Origin of the sequence: Bacillus sp. RB3, from assembly GCF_030164735.1 — a bacterium.
Classification (GTDB): domain Bacteria; phylum Bacillota; class Bacilli; order Bacillales; family Bacillaceae_G; genus Bacillus_A; species Bacillus_A cereus.
In genome coordinates, this window is sequence record NZ_JASNGE010000011.1 from 165,099 (window position 1) to 185,528 (window position 20,430).

Below are 20,430 nucleotides of genomic sequence, written 5' to 3' on the forward strand. Positions count from 1 at the left end.
TACTGCCCTCAAATAGCGGGATAACAAATGGGTTAATAGGGAAATTCCAATTAATGAGGCGTGAAAATACGAATGGATTAGGAGTGACTGTGTTGGAGCTAAGTCTCTATGAAAATACTGCACTTATTATATGCTTTGTGTTGTACGTTGGTAGTGTTATTGTTTATATTTCAAGGAAATTTTCGCAAGAAAGAGAGCTTGAAAAGTCAGAGATAACAGCTGAACTAGAAATGTTAGCTGATGAAAGTTATAAAAAACAAAAAATAAAAGAAGACCATGAAGCATCCCATCATTTAAACGCAAATAAGTTTTAAAGATGGGGATTTTTTTTGAAGTTGTTATTTATTATAGCTATAACAAATAACGCTAAAAAGGAGTTTCCCCATACATAATGAAGGAGTGTATATAAATGAATTTTTATATCGCCTCAGGTTTCCAAAATAAACATCTTGTACATTCTGTAGCAAATGAACTGAAACATGCAGGATGGCACCATACATATGATTGGACCAAAAATGAAAGAGCAGCGAATGAAGAACAATTAAGAGAAATTGTGGTCAGGCAGAACGAAATGCTGTAAAAGAAGCGGATGTATTTTTACTTATATTAGATGGCGGAAACGGGAGCCATACAGAGTTTGGAATGGCGATTGCACTAGAGAAAACGATATATGTATATCATGCAGGAAACCCGCTCCAAACAACGTTCTATCACTTGCCAGAAATAAATATTTTTGAAGGAGATGTAGCTGAGTTTGCATCTTTTGTTATGAATCATGTGAAATAATAGTAACTACCTAAAAGGTTATAAAAGTAATCTTTTGGGTACAGTGATGATAAGAAACGTATATAAAGGAGTACATAATATGAAATTAGAAAATGGATGGGAAACGAGCTTTTTAGAAGTCGTACAAAATAGTGAATTTAAGAAAGAGGCACTTCTTAGTCAATTGCTTTGTCAGGATAGTGAAGAAGTAGAAGAGCTTGTGGATGATTACGGCTACGAAGAACTTGTTGAACGTGAACATGATGATGAGTTAGCTGAAATCTTAGGAGAAGAACTTTTTAGTGAGATAGAACGCCAAGTATTCTTATCTTCAAACCCAGAAGAAAAACTTATTTCATTCGTCAATGGATTAGGTTTTCATGTGCTAGATTGGATCGTTCTTCTTGAAACAGAATTTGGCATTGATAGTGCAAACTTTACATCAGATGCTGTGAAGGTGTTAGAAAAGCGTTTCAGACAGTTTCCATACATAGAGGACAAGACAATTTTTGATATGACATTTGGAGAATCGATGGATGTATTAGAATCTGTTACAGGAATACAACTAAAGGAAAAGATGAACGTATAATGAAAAAAGAACGTGATTGGATCACGTTCTTTTTTTACATAATAATAATTTTATCATCTAGTTTTGTCTGCCCGGTAAGAAGTGCGTTTAAATATTCCACTTTTCTTATACAAGCTTGTATATGTCTTTCAATCTCTTGTAACTCTGCTTGGTGATGCGTTTCAATTGGATGAATTTGTACGTTGAATTTTTCAAATTGACTACTATATGTTATTTCTGCATAGCCGCTCATAATATCGGTTTCGTTATGAAATAAAAATTGCTTCGTTTTGTCACAGAATGATACATCCTGAAAGCCATATACTTTTAATGCTTCAATTACTTTTTTAATCATTTTTGTATTCATTTTTTAACCCTCTTTACGAAGTTCTACTTATATATTATAACATAAAAAATTACATAGAAAGCGCTTCCAAGTGTATTTTATTATAAACTTTACGTTTCAATCACAAAAATGAAACAAAGAAAAAATAATTGTAAAGAAGGAAGGACTCTTTTATTGTTTCGTCATATATATAGAGAAATAGTGCAATGAAAGGAAATTTTCCGAGGTGGAGATCGTATTTCCAATTTGAGCGCAGTAAAAGAGGTGAGAATTTTGAACTTTGATATTGTAGGACAAAAAGCATATATAAAAGATGGACCGCATCGGAACCGAATTGGAATTGTAAAGAAAAACGAGACAAAATTAGCATCGCAGTTTGCTATTGTAATTGGAGAACAAATCATTGATGTAGAGCTAAAGGATATCGTGTTAGTTGGAGTAGACGTAGGACAATTTCATAAATGGTGCGAACAAAATGGTTATTTGTGAAAAGGACGGGCTGTGAGATAATGAAATATATTTGAGGAAAGAGGATATGTTATCATATTCTCTTTTTCTATGTTTCAGGAGGCGAAAATGAAATATAAAGAACAGGAGTTTACGTTGGAGTTAAAAGAGAACATTCAATGTATGGAGAAGGAAATAGAGCGAATATCACTTAAACTGCATAAAGAGTATGCGCATTTATACATAGAAAAACACATGGAATTAGATATGGGATTTGCAAGAGAAAAAGAGAATCCCTTTGAGGTGGGTTATTATTCATCAGTTGCCATAGCTATATTAGATGAAGAAAAAGAGATGATTGAATTTCACTATATTCCAATTTGGAAATGCGAAAGAATCTTTTTAGGAATGTCAATTCAATCAAACATTTTTGGGAGTAAGAAAGTAGGGGAACTTGTTGATGAATCTTGTTATGAGATTGAGGAGGAGTTAAAAGAGCAACTAGAAGAATACTTGGAGTAAGAATTCTCAAGATAAAATCTATAAAGAGGGAACGGAATAAAAAAGACGCTAACAATTGTATGTTAGCGTCTTTTTTTCATTATGAAGCAATTTCACCGGTTTTTGTATCATCTTGATTGTACGTATCTTGATCTAATTCACCAAGCCATTTACTTGAAATAAGACCTGCTGTCATAGAACCACTTACGTTAAGAGCTGTACGCCCCATATCGATTAATGGCTCAACCGAGATAACTAGAGCAACAATACCGATTGGTAAGTTCATTGTAGATAGTACGATTAAAGCTGCGAATGTTGCGCCGCCACCAACTCCGGCAACACCGAATGAGCTAATAGCGATAACAGCGATTAAAGTTAAAATAAATTGTGGTTGTAATGGATCAATTCCTACAGTTGGAGCGACCATCATTGCAAGCATTGCTGGATAAATACCTGCGCAACCGTTTTGTCCGATAGATACCCCAAATGAAGCTGCGAAGTTTGCAATTCCTTCGGAAATACCAAGCTTTTCTTTTTGAGCTTCAATATTTAATGGCATCGCACCAGCACTAGAGCGAGATGTGAATGCAAAAGTTAGTACAGGGAACACTTTTTTCAAATATTGAATTGGATTTAAACCAGACAATGCAATTAATAATAAGTGAATGATAAACATTACGATAAGTGCTACGTAAGAGGCTAACACGAAGTTACCAAGTTTTAAAATAGCATTTATATCGCTACCAGCAACTGTTTTTGCCATAAGAGCTAATACGCCGTATGGAGTAAGGCGTAAAATTAATGTTACCATACGCATTACGATTGCATATACAGCATCAAGCATTTTCTTAAATAGTTCTGCTTGTTCTGGATATTTTCGTTTTACACCTATAAAGGCAATGCCGATAAAGGCTGCAAATATTACGACAGAAATTGTTGATGTTGGACGAGCGCCTGTTAAATCAAGAAACGGATTTGTAGGCAATAGCTCTAATAATTTATCTGGAATTGTTGTCTTTTCAATAGAAGTAAATCTTTCTTCAACTAGTTTCAGACGAGCAGATTCTGCATCACCTTGTTGCAAGCCTGCTGCAGATACATCAAATCCTGCACTTGCAGCGATACCGACAGCTGCAGCGATTCCTGTAGTAAGAATTAAAATTCCGATAATAAGACCACTGATTTTACCAAGGTTTTTCGTTAACTGTAATTTTGTAAAGGCTGAAATAATAGATACTAAAATAAGTGGCATAACGATCATTTGAAGTAATTTCACATAACCGTTACCGATTAAGCCAAACCAAGTATTTGATTCAATAATTATTTTAGAAGTTGGTTCATAAATAAATTGTAATATAAGACCGAATATAATTCCGACTCCTAAAGCAGTAAATACACGTTTATTAAAAGATACATGCTTACGTTGCATATAATATAATACGCCAACTAAAATGAGCATGACTGCAACGTTAATTCCGACAAGCAGTGTATTCATGTTGATTCCCCCTAATTCCAATCTGTTATATAGAATATAAGTCAATAAAACCTATAAGTCAACTAGGAAATTCCGGAATTAAAAAAAGATGGCAAAATGCCATCTTTTAATGTCCAGCCCCAGGGACAAGTAAAAACGTCGTGTAGTATGTAAATCCTATGAAGAAAACAGTTAAATATGCCCCAAATACGTATATATACATACGCTCTGTTAATTTTAAATAGCTTAAAAGTACGAAGAAACCTGTTTGTCCTAAAAATAGTAGTGCGGTCTGTTGCATATCCCCTACGTAAAACATAACCGAGAAAATTCCAGTCCAAAAGCCGAGAACGCGAAACATGCGCTCCATGCCATCTCCCTCCTTTTCTAAAAAAAGTAAACCTCACCTCATTATAGTTTATTTTTCTTACTATTGTAAATATTCATTCATATAAAAAGAAGCCAATTATTATTGGCTTCTTTTTATATGAGAAATTAAATTGTTAGTTTGTAATTACAAGATTTACATCCATCTAATAGACTATCATGTCGAGTTAATTCCATGTTAGGGAATAGGATTTCAAAAATTCCTTTCATCATATCTCCGTGCATGTTACAAATTTCAGTTGGATGATGAACAGCAACTTCTTTAAATGGACAATTGTGTACATCATAGAAAATTTTTGTTCCATCTGCACTTAATTCAAATGCAGGTGATAAGCCAGCTGTTGAGAAAGCTTCTTTTGCAATTTGAACTTTTTGTTCCACTGTTAAAGCATCTTCACTCACATTTAAACGTTGCATATGTTGTTGCATTAATTCAGCTCCGAATTGTTTTCCTGTTTCGTATAGCGCTTTCTCACCAGCAGCGCCAAGGCTAAGTAAAGAATTAAATGCGATTCTTGCTAACAATTGATAATCACGGAATGGAAATTGTAATTGGATAACATCTTCAGATAAGACATACAATCTGCTCGGTCGTCCGCCTTTTCCAGTTTTCTTCGTTTCCGATTTTAGCATATGAACATCTTCTAATTTAGATAAATGTAAACGCGCTACGTTTGGATGAATGTCAAACTCATCTGCAATTTCTTGTACCGTTACGTAACTATGTTTTTGCGAAATATATTTATAAATGTAATAACGAGTTGGGTCAGATAATACACCTGTAATTTTTAAAGCTTGTTCCATGAGGATCTCCACCTTTATCACTTTATCCAAGATAATAACATTATAATACAGATAAACATGAGTATAGGTAATTTCAGACAATAATTCGGAAATTGTTCATAATTTCACAAACATATTTTTCCTTTTTCCTCTATTGAAAATACAAAAGTCCAAATTTTTATTGCGAATGTTTTCATGCTATATACATAGTGAGGAGGGAAAAGTGATGAATGGGATTGAAATTTTCGCGAATACAATTTTAAAAGAAGCGTGTAGGGTACAAGCGTCAGATTTACATATTGTGCCCCGGCAGAAGGATGTAGCGGTGCAACTACGTATAGGAAAAGATTTAATGACGAGCCAGTGTATTGAAAAGGAGTTTGGAGAAAAACTTGTCTCACATTTCAAATTTTTAGCATCTATGGACATAGGAGAGAAACGGAAGCCACAGAATGGTTCGCTGTATTTGCAAATTGATGGACAAGAAGTGTATTTACGCCTTTCAACACTTCCAACAGTATATCAAGAAAGTCTCGTTATTCGCCTTCATTTACAAGCATCTGTTCAGCCCTTATCACATCTTTCGTCATTTCCAAGTACGGCAGCAAAACTACTCTCGTTTTTACGCTATTCACAGGGGCTACTCGTGTTTACTGGACCGACTGGATCTGGGAAGACGACGACAATGTATGCATTATTAGAAGTAATTAGAAAGAAGAAAACACGTCGCATCATTACACTTGAAGATCCGGTTGAAAAAAGAAGTGACGATGTATTACAAATTCAAATAAATGAAAAAGCGGGTCTCACATATGAAACAGGATTAAAGGCTATTTTACGTCATGATCCAGATATTATTTTAGTCGGTGAAATCCGGGATGAGGAAACAGCAAAAATAGCTATAAGAGCAAGTTTGACAGGACATTTAGTAATGACAACGCTGCATACGAATGATGCGAAAGGAGCAATCATTCGTTTCATGGATTATGGTATAACGAGGCAAGAGATTGAACAGTCTTTATTGGCTGTAGCTGCACAGCGACTTGTCGAATTGAAGTGTCCGTTTTGCAGAGGAAAGTGCTCAACTTTATGTAAATCAATGAGGCAAGTAAGGCAAGCAAGCATTTATGAGCTACTATATGGACATGAGTTAAAACAAGCACTTAAAGAAGCAGATGGAGAATGTGTTACTTACAAACATGAGACTTTAGAATCGTCAATACGAAAAGGATATGCTTTAGGTTTTTTAGAAGAAGATGTTTATGTTTAAGAAAACTTGGAGTTTAAGTGATCAAGTAGTATTGTTGAAACGTTTAGGAGAATTATTAGAAAAAGGCTACTCTCTTTTACAAGCATTAGAATTTTTACAGTTTCAATTACCTGTAGAAAAGAAAGTACAATTGCAGCGCATGATTGAGGGGTTAAAAGATGGGAAAAGTCTACACGATTCTTTTCATCAGTTAAAGTTTCATCAGGACATGTTAAGTTATCTATTTTATGCCGAGCAACATGGTGATATTTCTTTTGCTTTGCAACAAGGAAGTGTACTTCTTTATAAGAAAGATAAGTATAGGAGAGACATGATGAAAATAATGCAGTATCCTATGTTCTTGATGTTTTTTCTACTAATCATGCTTTTTATTTTTAACCTCATTTTATTACCTCAGGTTGAAATGGTTTATAGTTCGTTCGGTTCTAATACACCACTACTTACAGAACACATTTTAAGTGCAATAAAACTGCTACCATACATTATTTTAACCGCTATTTTAACTGTTATTATTGGATGTAGTTTATACATGTTGTATTTTAGGAAACTTCCACATATTAGACAGGTAAAAATCATGCTTCGTATTCCTCTCATCAAAACATTTCTTATTTTAAAGCATTCACATTATTTTGCTACTCAGTTGAGTGGTTTATTAAATGGTGGACTATCAGTATGCGAAGCTTTAACAATAATGATGGAGCAAAGATATCATCCGTTCTTTCAATATGAAGCGAATCGGATTGAAAGACAATTAATTGGAGGAGAACAGTTACAATCTATCATTGCTAAAAGTGGGTATTACGAGAAAGAACTTTCTTATGTTATTACGCATGGACAAGCAAACGGCAATTTAGGGATTGAATTAGGTGACTATAGCGATCTTATTATGGAAAAGATAGAACGAAAAATTAAACATATGTTAGTTATCATTCAGCCTATTTTATTTACATGCATTGGAGGAATCGTTGTCCTTATGTATTTAGCGATGATTATGCCGATGTTTCAAATGATGAATTCTATTTAGGGGGCATTTGTATGCAGAATGAGGAAGGATTTACTCTGTTAGAGATGCTATTAGTAATGGTTGTCATAACTATATTATTACTATTAATTATTCCAAATGTAGTTACACAGCGTTCATCGGTCCAAGGAAAAGGGTGTGCAGCTTACGTGAAATCTATAGAAGCGCAAATACAAGTATATCAATTACAACATAATAAAATTCCATCGTTAAAAGAACTGGCAGATGAAAAGTATATTACAACTGATAAGTGTCCGAATGGCGAATCTATTCATATATCAGATGATGGCACAGTATCAATTAGGGCATTGTGAAACAACAAGGGTTTACTTTTTTAGAAATGTTACTCGTTTTATTTGTTATTTCTGTATTAAGTATAGTTACGTATTTTAGTGTTCATTCCTTATACGAGCGACAAAAAGTTGAACAATTTTTGAGACAGTTTTCAAATGATATTTTGTATATGCAGCAATTAGCGATAAACCATCAAAAGCACTACACATTACGTTGGCATAAAGATAGAAATATGTATGCTATAAAAGAGTCAGGTACAAAGTATTATATCGTCAAGCGAGAGTATAAAGAAGATATACAAATTGATTTGCATACGTTTCCAAATCCGATGACATATAACCCAAGTGGAAATATTAATAGAGGTGGTACGATTATAATTTCGTATAGAAATTATAAATATGAAATTGTATTTCAGCTTGGAAGAGGGAGATTTACGTATCGTGAAATGTCAAAAAGGATCCATAATGGCTGAAATGATTGTATCGTTAAGCGTTTTAATGATGGCTGTATCGTTACTACTACCGCAAACAGTATTAGTTATGCAAGAAAGAAAAAATATACAAATTCGTTATAAGGCAACTGGATTATTAAAAAAAGAAGCAGCTATATATATGTATGGAAATGAAGAAAAGCGAATAATAGAAAAGAATATAAATGGAATTGTGTATTACACATATTGGGGAGGCAATGAAGTTTGTACCATGTGGAAAGATGTGAAAGACAGAATGATGGAACAATGCTTTTATGTAGGAGAAAAAATAAATTAGAATTTGGTTTTTCATTAATAGAAATGATTGTATGTCTGTTTCTATTATCAATATTTTTTTTGCTCTTTCCCCGCCTACATTTCATTGAAATGGAAAATAAACAGTCGAAAGGGTTAAATGATTGGGAGTGGGATGTGTATTTAGGGCAAATGCAATTGGAGTTTCGTGAAGTATCATCTGGAGAACAGCTAGCATTTGAAAATGGAGAAAGTATTTTACAATTCCGATCGCGTAATGGGAGTGAAGTATCGTATGAAAAAGAGAATAGTCGTCTTATAAGAAAGGTAAATAGGCGCGGGAGGGAAGTTGTTTTACAAAATATTGGAACGGTTTCTTACAAACTAACACCTCATGTACTCATTATAAATGTGAAAGATACTAGTGGGAAAATATATGAAGGTGTAGTTATGCGATATAGCGAAATAGGAATAAACGTATGAGAAAGCAAAAGGGATTTACAATGCCTGGAACGATTATCTTTCTTATTTTATTAACTTCTTTTTTTATATACGAAACAAATATGTTGTTTACAGATGAAAATTTTTATATAGGAATAGAACAAAAATTTTTATTGGATGAATTACTTAACCGATCTATTACAGATATAAAAAAAGACTTACAGCAAAAAGAAAAAGAAGGTACATTTTTCTTTCAGTATGAAAAGGGAGAAGCGAGTGGAAATTATGTCTTTGAAAATGATTTAATTCTCGTTGCTTTGCAGTGTACACTCAAACAGGAAGCTTTCTATACGGTGAGTTTTCGGTATAGAAAAAAGGATGGGAAAATAGTCGATTGGGTAGAAGGATAATATGTAAAATATATATATAGATAAACCAGGATTTCCTATTGTAAATTGAATTGATTTTTTAGAAGAAATGGATAAATATAATGATTAAAAGTTTAAATTTTCTCAAAAAAGAGAAAGGTAGAAAGAATATGATATATTCATGCTATCCAATCATTATTTTTAGGGAGAATAGGGAAATGACAAACAACAATCAAATAGGTGAAAATAAGGAACAAACTATTTTTGATCATAAAGGAAATACGATTATGACAGAAGATAGAGAAATACACATTATTTCAAAATTCGAAGAACCTCTTATTGTCGTATTAGCAAATGTACTAAGTGATGAAGAGTGTGATGAATTGATTGAAATGTCTAAAAATAAAATGGAGCGTTCTAAAATTGGTTCATCACGTGATGTAAATGATATTCGAACAAGTAGCGGTGCATTTTTGGAAGACAATGAACTTACTTCAAAGATTGAAAAACGAATTTCATCTATCATGAATGTTCCGGTGGCGCACGGAGAAGGATTGCACATTTTAAATTATGAAGTGGATCAACAATATAAAGCACACTATGATTATTTTGCGGAACATAGTAGATCAGCTGCTAACAATCGTATTAGTACGCTTGTAATGTATTTAAATGATGTAGAAGAAGGCGGAGAAACGTACTTCCCAAAATTAAATCTTTCTGTACACCCTAGAAAGGGAATGGCAGTATACTTTGAGTATTTTTATCAAGATCAATCATTAAACGAGCTTACGTTACACGGAGGGGCACCTGTAACGAAAGGCGAGAAATGGATTGCAACGCAGTGGGTGAGAAGAGGCACTTATAAGTAAAAGCGAGTGTTACGTTTTGTTCTTCATAGTATAAGAACAAAACGTTTTTTTTATTAAACAAAGTAGCATCTTTCGTTATAATAACAATTAATAAATGACGATTGAGAGGACAAGAAATGAAATCTATATACATAACCGGCTACATGGGAGCAGGGAAAACAACAATTGGAAAAGCGTTAAGTAAAGAACTTCAAATGGATGTTGTAGATACTGATCAAAAAATCGAAGAGAAGCAAGAGAAGGCAATTCGAAAAATTTTTGCCGAAGAAGGCGAAATGGCTTTTCGGGAATATGAAAGCGAAATGTTACGTGCGCTACCAGTCCATAATGTTATTATTACAACTGGTGGGGGAATTATTGAACGAGCGGAAAATCGCAAGTGGATGAAAGAGAACGGAACTGTCGTGTATTTATATTGTGATCCGCATGTAATTGCAGAAAGGCTTCGTGAAGATACGACACGTCCACTATTTCAAAAGAAAGATATAGATGCATTCGTAAAGAAATTTGAATCACGCCGAGCTTATTATGAAGAGGCTCATATTCATATCGATACGACAAATAAGTCTGTAAAGCAAATTATGAATGAATTAAAGGAAAAGATTAATGTATAAAAAAGTGGACATACTAATCAAGTAGAGGTGATGATAATATGTCTACTAATGATTATGTTCGCTTTGTGACGCAGCAGTTTGTGTCGTATATGGATGCTCCAAAAGAAGATCGAAAACAAAAGAAAGAACAACGCCGTGCTGAAAAAGAGCCATTTATGAATAAGTGGTTTGGTGTTATGCCGCTGAGTGCTGCTTTGTTTTACCGAAAAGTAAAAAGTAAAAGAAAAAAATCATGTTAAATTTTAGTCATATGTTTAGCAAACCAAAAATCCCCTAGTGTCGTATTACACTAGGGGATTTTTATTTACTGCACGGATTCTTGTTCTTCCGTAACGGCATGTATTTTATTGTTCACCCATACGAACCCTATTCCGATACAAATAGAAATGCCCCAGCCGACAGCGGTCATAATGGCTCTCATTTCACCATAGCCATCTACACCAAAAACAGAGATGAAATAAATTTTTAAGAAGCTTTTTAATATAAATTGCAGCCCGAAAAATAACGTTAAATATTGCAGTGCTGGATATATACGACTATCACGATAAAGCTCACGACTTTTATCGCGATCATGGCCTTGCAGTGCGGCAATATCCGCAGCGAAATATAACATAAGTGGTTTCTTTATAAAAATTGTACATATGACGATAATACCGAGTACGATGTGATAATATGCATCATTCCACAACATTCGTTCAGCTGACCCAGATAATAAATCTACCGTTGTATTAGAAATGAGTGTAATTAAAATAAAGAACCCTGTCACGTTAAACTGTTTTTCTTTTTTAAAGGTATACAGTGTATAAATAATCCCCGGAACAGAGGAAAGTAACATCGCGTAATAAGGATCGATATAAGGTTTTGCAAATTTCCAAATGAGGAATGGGATTACGAGATAAAAGACAAGATCTAATATAGCTTTTTTATTTTGATTCATACAAAGCCTCCTTAAGTCATATATATATTTTATAATATAATTTCTGAAAATTGTATAAGGTTTAATGGGAAAAGAAAAATATATCAATTTTCGAGGGGGGAGTAGATTGAAAAAAATTGCCCCTAGCGTAGTAAGTTTTTTTAGTATATAATAAAGGAAACGCTTTCATTTTTAATTTGTTCACAAAATGGACGGAAAATCACATATTTACTATCGATATGTTGCTTTATAATGAAACTAATTAAATATACATGCATACAATATTGTGAAATAAATAACATAAATAATCTATATAAATGTAAACGTTATCAAAATAGAGAGGTGGAGACAATGAGTAAATTTTTCTTCAATCATAATCCAGCAACAGTAGAGGATGGAAGGCTTGTTAAATATGCTGAAATTATTTATGGAGAAGGTGGCCGTTCTGTATTAGAAAATTTAATGGTGAAGGCATCTATCAGATTGCGTGATCGTTATCCGAATAAATCTGACGAGCAGATCTCGAACCTAGTAAATAAAGGCATCCATGATATGTTTCAAAAATATGTGAGCGAGTAAGAGTGGCCAAGGGCTGCTCTTATTTTTTTGTATAAGGATTGTAACTCTAGCTGAAAATAAACATGTATCCTGAAAAACGTAAAAAGGAGTGGGAAAGATGAGCAATGGAATTGGACGTTCAAAAGAAAATCTTCCAACTGATGCAAATCATGTGAGCGCGAAGGATCGTGCGTATCAAAAACGCATGGCAAAGCAAAAACAACAAGAGCGTAATGAGGATAGAGAATAACTCGAAATAAAGCTCCTTCTAAAGCAGAAGGAGCTTTATTTTGATAGAAAATGATTCGCGGTAACATAAAAGAGTCCACCGTTAATAATTTGCACTGTAATACGTGGTTCATACTGTTCTTGCAGAGCTTGTTTTTCAATTTCATAGCTCTCAGGAAGTTCGTCACTTTCTTCATAAAAACGGTTTAAAAGGTCTAAATCATGATTCCAACGCACTCTTGCTTCTTTTGCCCACGTATGGTCATCTTCTGCAATTATATTTTTTAAAGCGTCTTCTATGCGTTGTAAACCACTTTGAGGTTTAATGATGGGCGAGAGCGTAAAACAAAAATCAGGTATTTTTGGTGTAAGTTTAATGTTTGTTAATGTTTCATGAAAGTTTGCCATCATTGTTCCAGAAATGAGATGAATACCAATCGAGTGAAGGATGTCTTTTTTTCGATCACATTGATAGGAAACTTTTATATTAATACCGAGCCAAGGGTGGAGCGGTGTATGTGTTGCCCCATTATGTTTTACATCCTCATATAAACGTATGTATGAGCCTAATTCTTTTGTCGTTTGGAAAATTTGATGTAGACGTGGTGAACCGTAGTGAATAAGCTCACCATCATTTTCTTCATTTTCTGGATTTGTAATAAGAGTAAGGCGCATCGGATTCGGTACGCCTCCTGTTTTCTCAAGATAGTGCCAATAAAAAGGGCGATTCATTAATAATTTATCCATCTCAATTGTTAACTGTACATCTAATAAATGAGGAGAACGTTCTAAAATTTCACAGTTATTCGCCTCAAAGAAATTGTATAAGTAATTATGAATTTCATGTTGCTGCATAGCCTTGCACCTCAGCTTCATTTCGTTTCGCAAAGTCGATAATAGATGTTAAGTTTTCCATCTTAATTCTAATTTCACCTTCGCTTTTTGATTGCGCGAAAATTTCTTGAATGTGCGCGTCGATGTTTTTCATATTAATTCTCGTTAAAATTTCATCGAGTTCACCAATAACACGCTCGAATAAGTTGATTTTTTCATATAACAGTTTCAGAATATGTTCTTCAACAGTATGCTTTGTAGCTAAGTTATAAATATGAACATCATTTTTTTGACCGAGACGGTGAATACGTCCGATTCTTTGCTCAAGACGCATTGGATTCCATGGCAAATCATAATTGATCATATGGCTACAAAACTGTAAGTTAATCCCTTCACCACCAGCTTCAGTTGCAATTAATACTTGTGAGTGGTTTTGGAAAAGCTCCTTCATCCAATCTTTCTTCCCGCGTTTAAACCCGCCGCGGAATGGAACGGAAGAAATACCGTGTTGTTGTAAAAACCATTGTAAGTACATTTGTGACGCTCGATATTCTGTGAAGATAACGACTTTATCGTCAATTTCTTTTATAAGCTCAAGAGCTTTATTTGCTTTTGAGTTGAAAGGAATATGATTAATTTTGTCCATTAGCACATCGATATGTGGATCTTTTATATAATGTTCGTTTTCTTTCTGTCTTTTTTCTACATGCTTTTTCAATGAATAGTAAACAGCCTCACGACTACTACACGCTTCCCGTTTTAAAGTTAACGATGAGAAAGCAGATGTGAAGGCGTCTTGTCCTCGCCAATTTTCGATATCATTATATAGAGCTTGTTCTTGTTCATTAAACTCAACAAAAATTGTACGTACATGTCTCTTCGGCCAATCGATACCGGTATTATGTCGTCTATTTCGCACCATTACTTTATTAATGAGAGCTTTTAAGTCTTCATCTGATTCGGCTGAGCGATTTTTGGAAGCGTAATATTCTTCAAAGTTGGATTGATTGCCTAAATGTCCTGGTTTTAATAAAGAAACAAGGTTAAAAATTTCATCAATCTTATTTTGAACAGGAGTAGCGGTTAGTAATAAACAAAACTTCTTTTTTAATCGTTGTGCAAATTCATAGTTTTTTGTTTTATTATTTTTCAGTTTATGTGCTTCATCGATAATAATAAGGTCATATTCCAAGTTCAACACGATATCGCGATGTGGTGAACGTTTCGCAGTATCAATTGATGATACGATTACGTCAGCTTGTTCCCATGAGTAGCTTTTCTTTTGTGCTACAGCGGGAATGAAAAACTTTGTATTCAGTTCGTATGCCCATTGTGATACGAGAGAAGCTGGGACAAGTATAAGTACCTTTTTCACAAGCCCGCGGACCATGTATTCTTTCAAAATAAGTCCAGCTTCGATTGTTTTTCCAAGGCCTACTTCATCTGCTAGAATCGCTTTACCGTTCATTTGTTCAATCACATTTTGAGCGACTTCTAATTGATGCGGAAGCGGTGTGAAATGGGATAAATGTTTCGGTGCTTGTAGTCCATCAAAAGTAGGAACAAGTAACGATTTTTCTGTTTCATAAGCTAAGTGATATAAATCCCAGTTTGTCCAAGGACCATCTTCGTCAATTCTATTTAAAAAATTGTTTTGCCATGTCCGATCTACGGAAATATCGACATTCATTACAACTCTCCCACCTTTTATAAACTAAAGTAATTATTTTTTAATGTATGATGATTTGCCTTAAAAGAAGGCATAATTATCGTTATTAAAGGCTATATGATAGACAATAATAAAGTATTAAATCTCAAAAGCTGTATTTATTGTGTTTTAACATAAAAAATTCTAAATTATTTTTTATGCTAGAATATTGATGAAATATAGCGAATGATGTTAGGATAATGGTGTGAAATGTGTGGAATCTTTCGTATTTTATCCAAGAAAGTGATTTTTTATTTACGCTTTCATAAAAAAATATAATGAGATTCCGTATATCCTATCTTTTCAGAATGAAAATGTTTAGAAAAGGGAAGCAACTTTTATTGATTTGTCAAAGCATAAGGGGGAGAGAGCATGATTACATTACAACGTACACCGTTATTTGATGTATACGCGAAGTATGGTGGAAAAACAATCGACTTCGGTGGTTGGGAATTACCAGTTCAATTTTCAAGCATTAAAGAAGAACACGAAGCTGTACGTACAGCTGCAGGTTTGTTCGATGTGTCTCATATGGGAGAAGTTGAAGTAAAAGGTGTAGATAGTTTAGCATTTTTACAACGTGTTGTTACAAATGACGTATCTACCTTAAAGGTAGGGGGCGCACAATATACAGCTATGTGCTACGAAAATGGTGGTACAGTAGATGATTTATTAATCTACAAACGTGGTGAAGAAGACTATTTATTAGTAATCAATGCATCAAATATCGAGAAAGATTACGAATGGTTAGCAAGTCATGTAATTGGCGATGCGACAGTAGTCAATGTTTCTAGTGAAGTTGCACAGCTTGCAATTCAAGGACCAAAAGCAGAAGGCATTTTACAAAAAGTTGTGTCAGAAGATTTGAAAGAAATTAAGTTCTTTAAATTTAAAAACGATATTCTTGTAGATGGAATTCCAGCACTTGTATCTCGTACAGGTTACACAGGTGAAGATGGATTCGAAATTTACTGTAAGAGTGAAGATGCTGCAAAACTTTGGGAGAAACTTCTTGAAGTTGGAGCAGAAGAGGGCTTAAAAGCATGTGGTTTAGGTGCTCGTGATACACTTCGATTCGAAGCAACATTACCACTTTATGGACAAGAATTATCAAAAGATATTACACCGATTGAGGCTGGAATTGGCTTTGCGGTAAAAACAAATAAAGAAGCAGACTTCTTTGGAAAAGCAACGTTAAAAGAGCAAAAAGAAAACGGTGCGCCTCGTAAATTAGTCGGCATCGAAGTAATCGAACGTGGAATTCCTCGTACGCATTACCCTGTATTTATTGGTGAAGAAAAAATTGGGGAAGTAACGAGTGGTACACAATCTCCAACGTTAAAGAAAAGCATTGGTTTAGCACTAATTGATGTAAAATACGCAGCAGTTGATACAGAAGTAGAAATTGAAATTCGTAATAAACGCGTCAAAGCAGTAGTTGTTCCAACACCATTTTACAAACGTTCAAAGTAACGGGGAGAGGGGTAGATTTCATGTTGCATCGTTATCTTCCAATGACAGAAGAAGACAAAAAAGAAATGTTACAAACGATCGGCGTTCAAACGATCGATGAATTATTCTCTGATATTCCAGAGAGTGTTCGTTTTAAAGGGGATTTAAAAATTAAAGAAGCAAAATCAGAGCCAGAGCTTTTAAAAGAGCTATCTCAAATGGCTAGTAAAAATGCTAACTTAAAAGAATACGCTTCTTTCTTAGGAGCAGGCGTATACGATCATTATGCTCCAGTAATTGTAGATCATGTTATTTCTCGCTCAGAATTTTATACAGCTTACACACCATACCAACCGGAAATTTCACAAGGGGAATTACAAGCAATCTTTGAATTCCAAACAATGATTTGTGAATTAACAGGAATGGATGTAGCAAACTCTTCTATGTATGACGGGGGTACAGCTTTAGCTGAAGCGGCAATGTTAGCAGCTGGTCATACTCGCAAAAAGAAAATTCTTGTATCTAGCGCGGTTCATCCAGAATCAAGAGCAGTACTTGAAACGTATGCAAAAGGACAAAATCTTGAAGTTGTTGAAATTAATCATAAAGATGGTGTAACAGATTTAGACGTATTACAAAGTGAAGTAGATGATACAGTTGCTTGTGTAATCGTTCAATATCCAAACTTCTTCGGACAAGTTGAAAAATTAGCTGATATTGAAAAAATCGTTCATCAACAAAAATCATTATTTATCGTTTCTTCAAATCCATTATCATTAGGCGCATTAACACCACCAGGGAAATTTGGTGCTGATATTGTAATCGGTGATGCACAACCATTCGGTATTCCAACGCAGTTTGGTGGACCGCACTGTGGTTACTTTGCAACAACGAAAGCATTTATGCGTAAAATTCCAGGACGTCTTGTTGGACAAACTGTAGACTCAGATGGTAAACGTGGATTTGTATTAACGTTACAAGCACGTGAACAGCATATTCGTCGTGATAAAGCGACATCTAACATTTGTTCAAACCAAGCGTTAAATGCATTAGCAGCTTCTGTTGCAATGACGGCACTTGGCAAACAAGGTGTGAAAGAAATGGCACGTCAAAACATTTCTAAAGCACAATATGCAAAACGTCAATTTGAAGCGAAAGGCTTCACAGTAACATTTGCTGGACCATTCTTCAATGAGTTTGTTGTAGATTGCAAACGTCCAGTGAAAGAAGTAAACGATGTATTATTACAAAAGAATATTATCGGTGGTTACGATCTAGGCCGTGATTATAAAGAGCATGAAAACCATATGCTTGTAGCAGTAACTGAGCTTCGTACAAAAGAGGAAATTGACACACTTGTAAACGAAATGGGGGCTATCCAATGAAGAACCAAGACCAAGCACTTATCTTTGAAGTGAGTAAAGAAGGACGCATAGGATATAGCTTACCCAAATTAGATGTAGAAGAAGTGAAACTAGAAGATGTGTTTGAGAGCGATTATATTCGAGTAGAAGATGCAGAGCTACCAGAAGTATCTGAACTTGATATTATGCGCCACTATACAGCACTTTCAAACCGTAACCACGGTGTGGATTCTGGATTCTATCCACTTGGATCTTGTACGATGAAATATAATCCGAAAATTAATGAGAGTGTAGCTCGTTTCGCAGGATTTGCAAATATTCATCCGTTGCAAGATGAAAAGACAGTACAAGGTGCAATGGAATTAATGTACGACTTACAAGAGCATTTAATTGAAATTACAGGTATGGATACTGTTACTTTACAACCAGCAGCTGGTGCACACGGAGAATGGACAGGTTTAATGTTAATTCGTGCATACCATGAAGCGAATGGTGACTTTAACCGTACGAAAGTAATTGTGCCTGACTCTGCTCACGGAACGAACCCAGCATCTGCAACTGTAGCTGGTTTTGAAACAATTACAGTAAAATCAAATGAAAATGGCCTTGTTGACTTAGAAGACTTAAAACGTGTTGTAAACGAAGAAACAGCAGCACTTATGTTAACAAATCCTAATACATTGGGTCTATTCGAAGAAAATATTTTAGAAATGGCAGAAATCGTCCATAATGCAGGCGGTAAATTATACTATGATGGTGCAAACTTAAATGCGGTATTAAGCCAAGCACGCCCAGGAGATATGGGATTTGACGTTGTGCATTTAAACCTTCATAAAACATTTACAGGTCCTCACGGCGGTGGTGGCCCAGGTTCTGGTCCAGTAGGTGTGAAAGCTGATTTAATTCCGTACTTACCAAAACCGATTTTAGAGAAAACGGAAAATGGTTATCACTTCAACTACGACCGTCCAGAAGCAATTGGTCGTGTGAAACCATTCTATGGTAACTTCGGAATTAACGTTCGTGCATACACGTATATTCGCTCTATGGGTCCAGATGGATTGCGTGCAGTAACTGAGTATGCGGTATTAAATGCGAACTATATGATGAGAAGATTAGCGCCATTCTACGATCTTCCATTCGATAGACATTGTAAACATGAATTTGTATTATCAGGTCGTCGTCAAAAGAAACTTGGTGTACGTACATTAGATATTGCAAAACGTCTGCTTGATTTCGGTTATCATCCACCAACAATTTACTTCCCATTAAATGTGGAAGAATGTATTATGATTGAGCCGACAGAAACAGAATCAAAAGAAACATTAGATGGTTTCATTGATAAGATGATTCAAATCGCTAAAGAAGTAGAAGAAAATCCAGAAGTTGTACAAGAAGCACCGCATACGACAGTCATTAAACGTTTAGACGAAACGATGGCTGCACGTAAACCAGTTTTACGTTATGCGAAGCCAGCTCCTGTACAAGTTTGATTAAAATAACAAAAGAAGAACTCGCTGAGGCGGGTTCTTTTTTTGTATGGATAATTTGTCCCGCATTAACGGACAGTAAACTCTCAACTCAAAACTTAGCTGGTGCAAAGAAGCCAGGTGGGAGATAAACTGTCCGTAAATGCCCGATTGGTTCAACTAATAATCAGTGGGAATGAACAAAAATCCCCACTGATTAAAGTTTCACTTTATGCAGAAATAGTGAAGAAAATGTTAAAAAAATATGTTTTTTGTTTCCTAATGGTATAAAGGTGTAGTTTTATAGGTAGTTTTGTTGAAAAAGTCGGTTTGATAAAAGTATTTATTTTTGTTAGAATTTTATTGAAATTAAGAAGATGTGATGAGGCAAAGATTACTCATTTTTATGTATATGTGAAAAAACGAACAAGACGGGGGTGAAATTTTGGGATATCGATGTTATAGAATGGTATACCATTTAGAAAATGGAGAAACAATTAAAGATGTAAAAGAATTTTGCTATCGAGACCAAGGAAAAGTGTTAGAAAGAGTAGCAAATCGTGTAATGGATAATAGAGAAGTGACGGCGATTGATAAACAAGGAACAATCATTTCAATAGCATGTGAGGACATTGTAAAGGTGGAACTTGATTACATAACAGAAAGTTAACCTTGAGTCATATCGAATTATTCGATAAAATAAACTGTTGAATGGTGAAGTGAGAAGAGAGGAGTTTATCATGGGTAGTACAAGACACTTTTATATGTTTATCTTAGCGTTTGTTCTTGTTGTGGCATTAACGATTTACTTAATCGTTGACAGCAGCTGGTACAACACAGTTCATCCGGCATTCCTTCTGTTTATGTATATAGGAATTGCAGTAGTAAGTTTCGGAATGAGAGACGAGATGTTAGATCGCTTTGAAAAGTGATACATATACGAAAGACCAACAGGAAATGAAGTGCACCCCAATTGTTAGACACATAACTAACAATTGGAGGTGCATTTTTTATGGCTAAATTTTCTTC

At 34.7% G+C, this 20,430-nt stretch carries 29 protein-coding genes and 1 pseudogene; 22 read left to right on the forward strand and 8 right to left on the reverse strand.

Going from position 1 to position 20,430, the window contains the following annotated elements; translation table 11 throughout:
- Positions 1-53 precede the first annotated feature (53 nt).
- The 3 genes and pseudogenes from QO049_RS16370 to QO049_RS16380 all read left to right on the forward strand — a co-directional run bounded on the left by QO049_RS16370 (position 54) and on the right by QO049_RS16380 (position 1,354).
- Entirely contained in the window at positions 54-314 is a 261-nt protein-coding gene (locus QO049_RS16370; protein ID WP_001250699.1) for a DUF3966 domain-containing protein, read from the forward strand.
- Between the two features lie 95 nt (positions 315-409).
- A pseudogene (locus tag QO049_RS16375) lies at positions 410-786 on the forward strand (nucleoside 2-deoxyribosyltransferase).
- Between the two features lie 79 nt (positions 787-865).
- A complete protein-coding gene (locus QO049_RS16380; protein WP_246961226.1) occupies positions 866-1,354 on the forward strand; it encodes a hypothetical protein in 489 nt (162 codons plus the stop codon).
- 34 nt (positions 1,355-1,388) lie between these two features.
- On the opposite strand, the gene QO049_RS16385 is transcribed toward QO049_RS16380, so the two are convergent.
- The gene (locus QO049_RS16385; protein WP_001093237.1) at positions 1,389-1,700 is read right to left on the reverse strand and encodes a hypothetical protein; all 312 of its coding nucleotides are present in this window, start codon (positions 1,698-1,700) and stop codon (positions 1,389-1,391) included.
- A 252-nt stretch (positions 1,701-1,952) separates the two neighbouring features.
- Here QO049_RS16385 and QO049_RS16390 point away from each other — a divergent pair, with 252 nt between their 5' ends.
- Positions 1,953-2,168: a DUF3912 family protein gene (locus QO049_RS16390; protein ID WP_001008326.1), complete on the forward strand. Its 216-nt coding sequence runs from the start codon at positions 1,953-1,955 to the stop codon at positions 2,166-2,168.
- A gap of 87 nt (positions 2,169-2,255) precedes the next feature.
- A complete protein-coding gene (locus tag QO049_RS16395) occupies positions 2,256-2,648 on the forward strand; it encodes a hypothetical protein (RefSeq protein ID WP_000875390.1) in 393 nt (130 codons plus the stop codon).
- 79 nt (positions 2,649-2,727) lie between these two features.
- Here the strand turns inward: QO049_RS16395 and QO049_RS16400 are convergent, their stop codons facing one another.
- The 3 genes from QO049_RS16400 to QO049_RS16410 all read right to left on the reverse strand — a co-directional run bounded on the left by QO049_RS16400 (position 2,728) and on the right by QO049_RS16410 (position 5,292).
- A complete protein-coding gene (locus tag QO049_RS16400; protein ID WP_001094330.1) occupies positions 2,728-4,122 on the reverse strand; it encodes an L-cystine transporter in 1,395 nt (464 codons plus the stop codon).
- 106 nt (positions 4,123-4,228) lie between these two features.
- Positions 4,229-4,471: a DUF2626 domain-containing protein gene (locus tag QO049_RS16405; protein ID WP_000440721.1), complete on the reverse strand. Its 243-nt coding sequence runs from the start codon at positions 4,469-4,471 to the stop codon at positions 4,229-4,231.
- Between the two features lie 125 nt (positions 4,472-4,596).
- On the reverse strand, positions 4,597-5,292 hold the full coding sequence (locus QO049_RS16410; protein WP_000434124.1) for a helix-turn-helix transcriptional regulator: 696 nt from the start codon (positions 5,290-5,292) through the stop codon (positions 4,597-4,599).
- Positions 5,293-5,497: 205 nt separating this feature from the next.
- Here QO049_RS16410 and comGA point away from each other — a divergent pair, with 205 nt between their 5' ends.
- From comGA to QO049_RS16460, 10 genes are all read left to right on the forward strand, one after another.
- Entirely contained in the window at positions 5,498-6,541 is a 1,044-nt protein-coding gene (gene comGA, locus QO049_RS16415; RefSeq protein WP_246961224.1) for a competence type IV pilus ATPase ComGA, read from the forward strand.
- Entirely contained in the window at positions 6,528-7,565 is a 1,038-nt protein-coding gene (comGB, locus tag QO049_RS16420; protein ID WP_002101326.1) for a competence type IV pilus assembly protein ComGB, read from the forward strand. Before comGA ends, comGB begins: the two co-directional genes overlap by 14 nt.
- Before the next feature lie 11 nt (positions 7,566-7,576).
- Positions 7,577-7,876: a competence type IV pilus major pilin ComGC gene (gene comGC, locus QO049_RS16425; RefSeq protein ID WP_001178686.1), complete on the forward strand. Its 300-nt coding sequence runs from the start codon at positions 7,577-7,579 to the stop codon at positions 7,874-7,876.
- The gene (gene comGD / locus QO049_RS16430) at positions 7,873-8,328 is read left to right on the forward strand and encodes a competence type IV pilus minor pilin ComGD (protein ID WP_284489332.1); all 456 of its coding nucleotides are present in this window, start codon (positions 7,873-7,875) and stop codon (positions 8,326-8,328) included. Before comGC ends, comGD begins: the two co-directional genes overlap by 4 nt.
- Positions 8,321-8,623, forward strand: coding sequence for a hypothetical protein (locus QO049_RS16435; protein WP_000829473.1), 303 nt, complete (start codon positions 8,321-8,323; stop codon positions 8,621-8,623). Before comGD ends, QO049_RS16435 begins: the two co-directional genes overlap by 8 nt.
- Complete coding sequence (comGF, locus tag QO049_RS16440; RefSeq protein WP_000923099.1) at positions 8,593-9,063, forward strand: competence type IV pilus minor pilin ComGF; 471 nt, start codon at positions 8,593-8,595, stop codon at positions 9,061-9,063. The genes QO049_RS16435 and comGF overlap by 31 nt, the downstream gene beginning before the upstream one ends.
- Entirely contained in the window at positions 9,060-9,431 is a 372-nt protein-coding gene (comGG, locus tag QO049_RS16445) for a competence type IV pilus minor pilin ComGG (RefSeq protein WP_246961222.1), read from the forward strand. The genes comGF and comGG overlap by 4 nt, the downstream gene beginning before the upstream one ends.
- 176 nt (positions 9,432-9,607) lie before the next feature.
- On the forward strand, positions 9,608-10,258 hold the full coding sequence (locus QO049_RS16450; protein ID WP_000183860.1) for a 2OG-Fe(II) oxygenase: 651 nt from the start codon (positions 9,608-9,610) through the stop codon (positions 10,256-10,258).
- Positions 10,259-10,374: 116 nt separating this feature from the next.
- Positions 10,375-10,872: a shikimate kinase gene (locus QO049_RS16455; protein WP_000836650.1), complete on the forward strand. Its 498-nt coding sequence runs from the start codon at positions 10,375-10,377 to the stop codon at positions 10,870-10,872.
- Between the two features lie 38 nt (positions 10,873-10,910).
- Positions 10,911-11,111, forward strand: a complete 201-nt coding sequence (locus QO049_RS16460) for a YqzE family protein (RefSeq protein ID WP_246961220.1) — start codon at positions 10,911-10,913, stop codon at positions 11,109-11,111.
- Between the two features lie 65 nt (positions 11,112-11,176).
- Here QO049_RS16460 and QO049_RS16465 read toward each other — a convergent pair whose 3' ends face one another.
- Positions 11,177-11,809: a VC0807 family protein gene (locus QO049_RS16465; RefSeq protein ID WP_001073111.1), complete on the reverse strand. Its 633-nt coding sequence runs from the start codon at positions 11,807-11,809 to the stop codon at positions 11,177-11,179.
- Positions 11,810-11,949: 140 nt separating this feature from the next.
- A complete protein-coding gene (locus tag QO049_RS16470; RefSeq protein WP_001987222.1) occupies positions 11,950-12,066 on the reverse strand; it encodes a hypothetical protein in 117 nt (38 codons plus the stop codon).
- Between the two features lie 73 nt (positions 12,067-12,139).
- Between QO049_RS16470 and QO049_RS16475 the strand changes: the two genes are divergently transcribed.
- Entirely contained in the window at positions 12,140-12,367 is a 228-nt protein-coding gene (locus QO049_RS16475; protein WP_000032702.1) for a hypothetical protein, read from the forward strand.
- 97 nt (positions 12,368-12,464) lie between these two features.
- Positions 12,465-12,596, forward strand: a complete 132-nt coding sequence (locus QO049_RS16480; RefSeq protein ID WP_000064668.1) for a hypothetical protein — start codon at positions 12,465-12,467, stop codon at positions 12,594-12,596.
- Between the two features lie 35 nt (positions 12,597-12,631).
- Here the strand turns inward: QO049_RS16480 and QO049_RS16485 are convergent, their stop codons facing one another.
- Positions 12,632-13,429, reverse strand: a complete 798-nt coding sequence (locus QO049_RS16485; RefSeq protein ID WP_208906190.1) for a YqhG family protein — start codon at positions 13,427-13,429, stop codon at positions 12,632-12,634.
- Positions 13,416-15,098 (reverse strand): DEAD/DEAH box helicase, encoded by a 1,683-nt coding sequence (locus tag QO049_RS16490; protein WP_246961216.1) that lies wholly within the window; start codon positions 15,096-15,098, stop codon positions 13,416-13,418. Before QO049_RS16490 ends, QO049_RS16485 begins: the two co-directional genes overlap by 14 nt.
- Before the next feature lie 390 nt (positions 15,099-15,488).
- On the opposite strand from QO049_RS16490, the gene gcvT reads away from it, so the two are divergent.
- The 5 genes from gcvT to QO049_RS16515 all read left to right on the forward strand — a co-directional run bounded on the left by gcvT (position 15,489) and on the right by QO049_RS16515 (position 20,333).
- Positions 15,489-16,589: a glycine cleavage system aminomethyltransferase GcvT gene (gene gcvT, locus QO049_RS16495; protein WP_000631769.1), complete on the forward strand. Its 1,101-nt coding sequence runs from the start codon at positions 15,489-15,491 to the stop codon at positions 16,587-16,589.
- A gap of 20 nt (positions 16,590-16,609) precedes the next feature.
- On the forward strand, positions 16,610-17,953 hold the full coding sequence (gene gcvPA / locus QO049_RS16500) for an aminomethyl-transferring glycine dehydrogenase subunit 1 (RefSeq protein ID WP_047386816.1): 1,344 nt from the start codon (positions 16,610-16,612) through the stop codon (positions 17,951-17,953).
- Positions 17,950-19,425 (forward strand): aminomethyl-transferring glycine dehydrogenase subunit 2, encoded by a 1,476-nt coding sequence (gcvPB, locus tag QO049_RS16505; RefSeq protein ID WP_000795702.1) that lies wholly within the window; start codon positions 17,950-17,952, stop codon positions 19,423-19,425. Before gcvPA ends, gcvPB begins: the two co-directional genes overlap by 4 nt.
- Positions 19,426-19,867: 442 nt before the next feature.
- A complete protein-coding gene (locus QO049_RS16510; RefSeq protein WP_000262496.1) occupies positions 19,868-20,071 on the forward strand; it encodes a DUF3929 family protein in 204 nt (67 codons plus the stop codon).
- 70 nt (positions 20,072-20,141) lie between these two features.
- Positions 20,142-20,333 carry a hypothetical protein gene (locus QO049_RS16515; RefSeq protein WP_000535933.1) on the forward strand — a complete coding sequence of 64 codons (192 nt, stop codon included), beginning with the start codon at positions 20,142-20,144 and terminating at the stop codon, positions 20,331-20,333.
- The last annotated feature ends 97 nt before the right edge of the window (positions 20,334-20,430 follow it).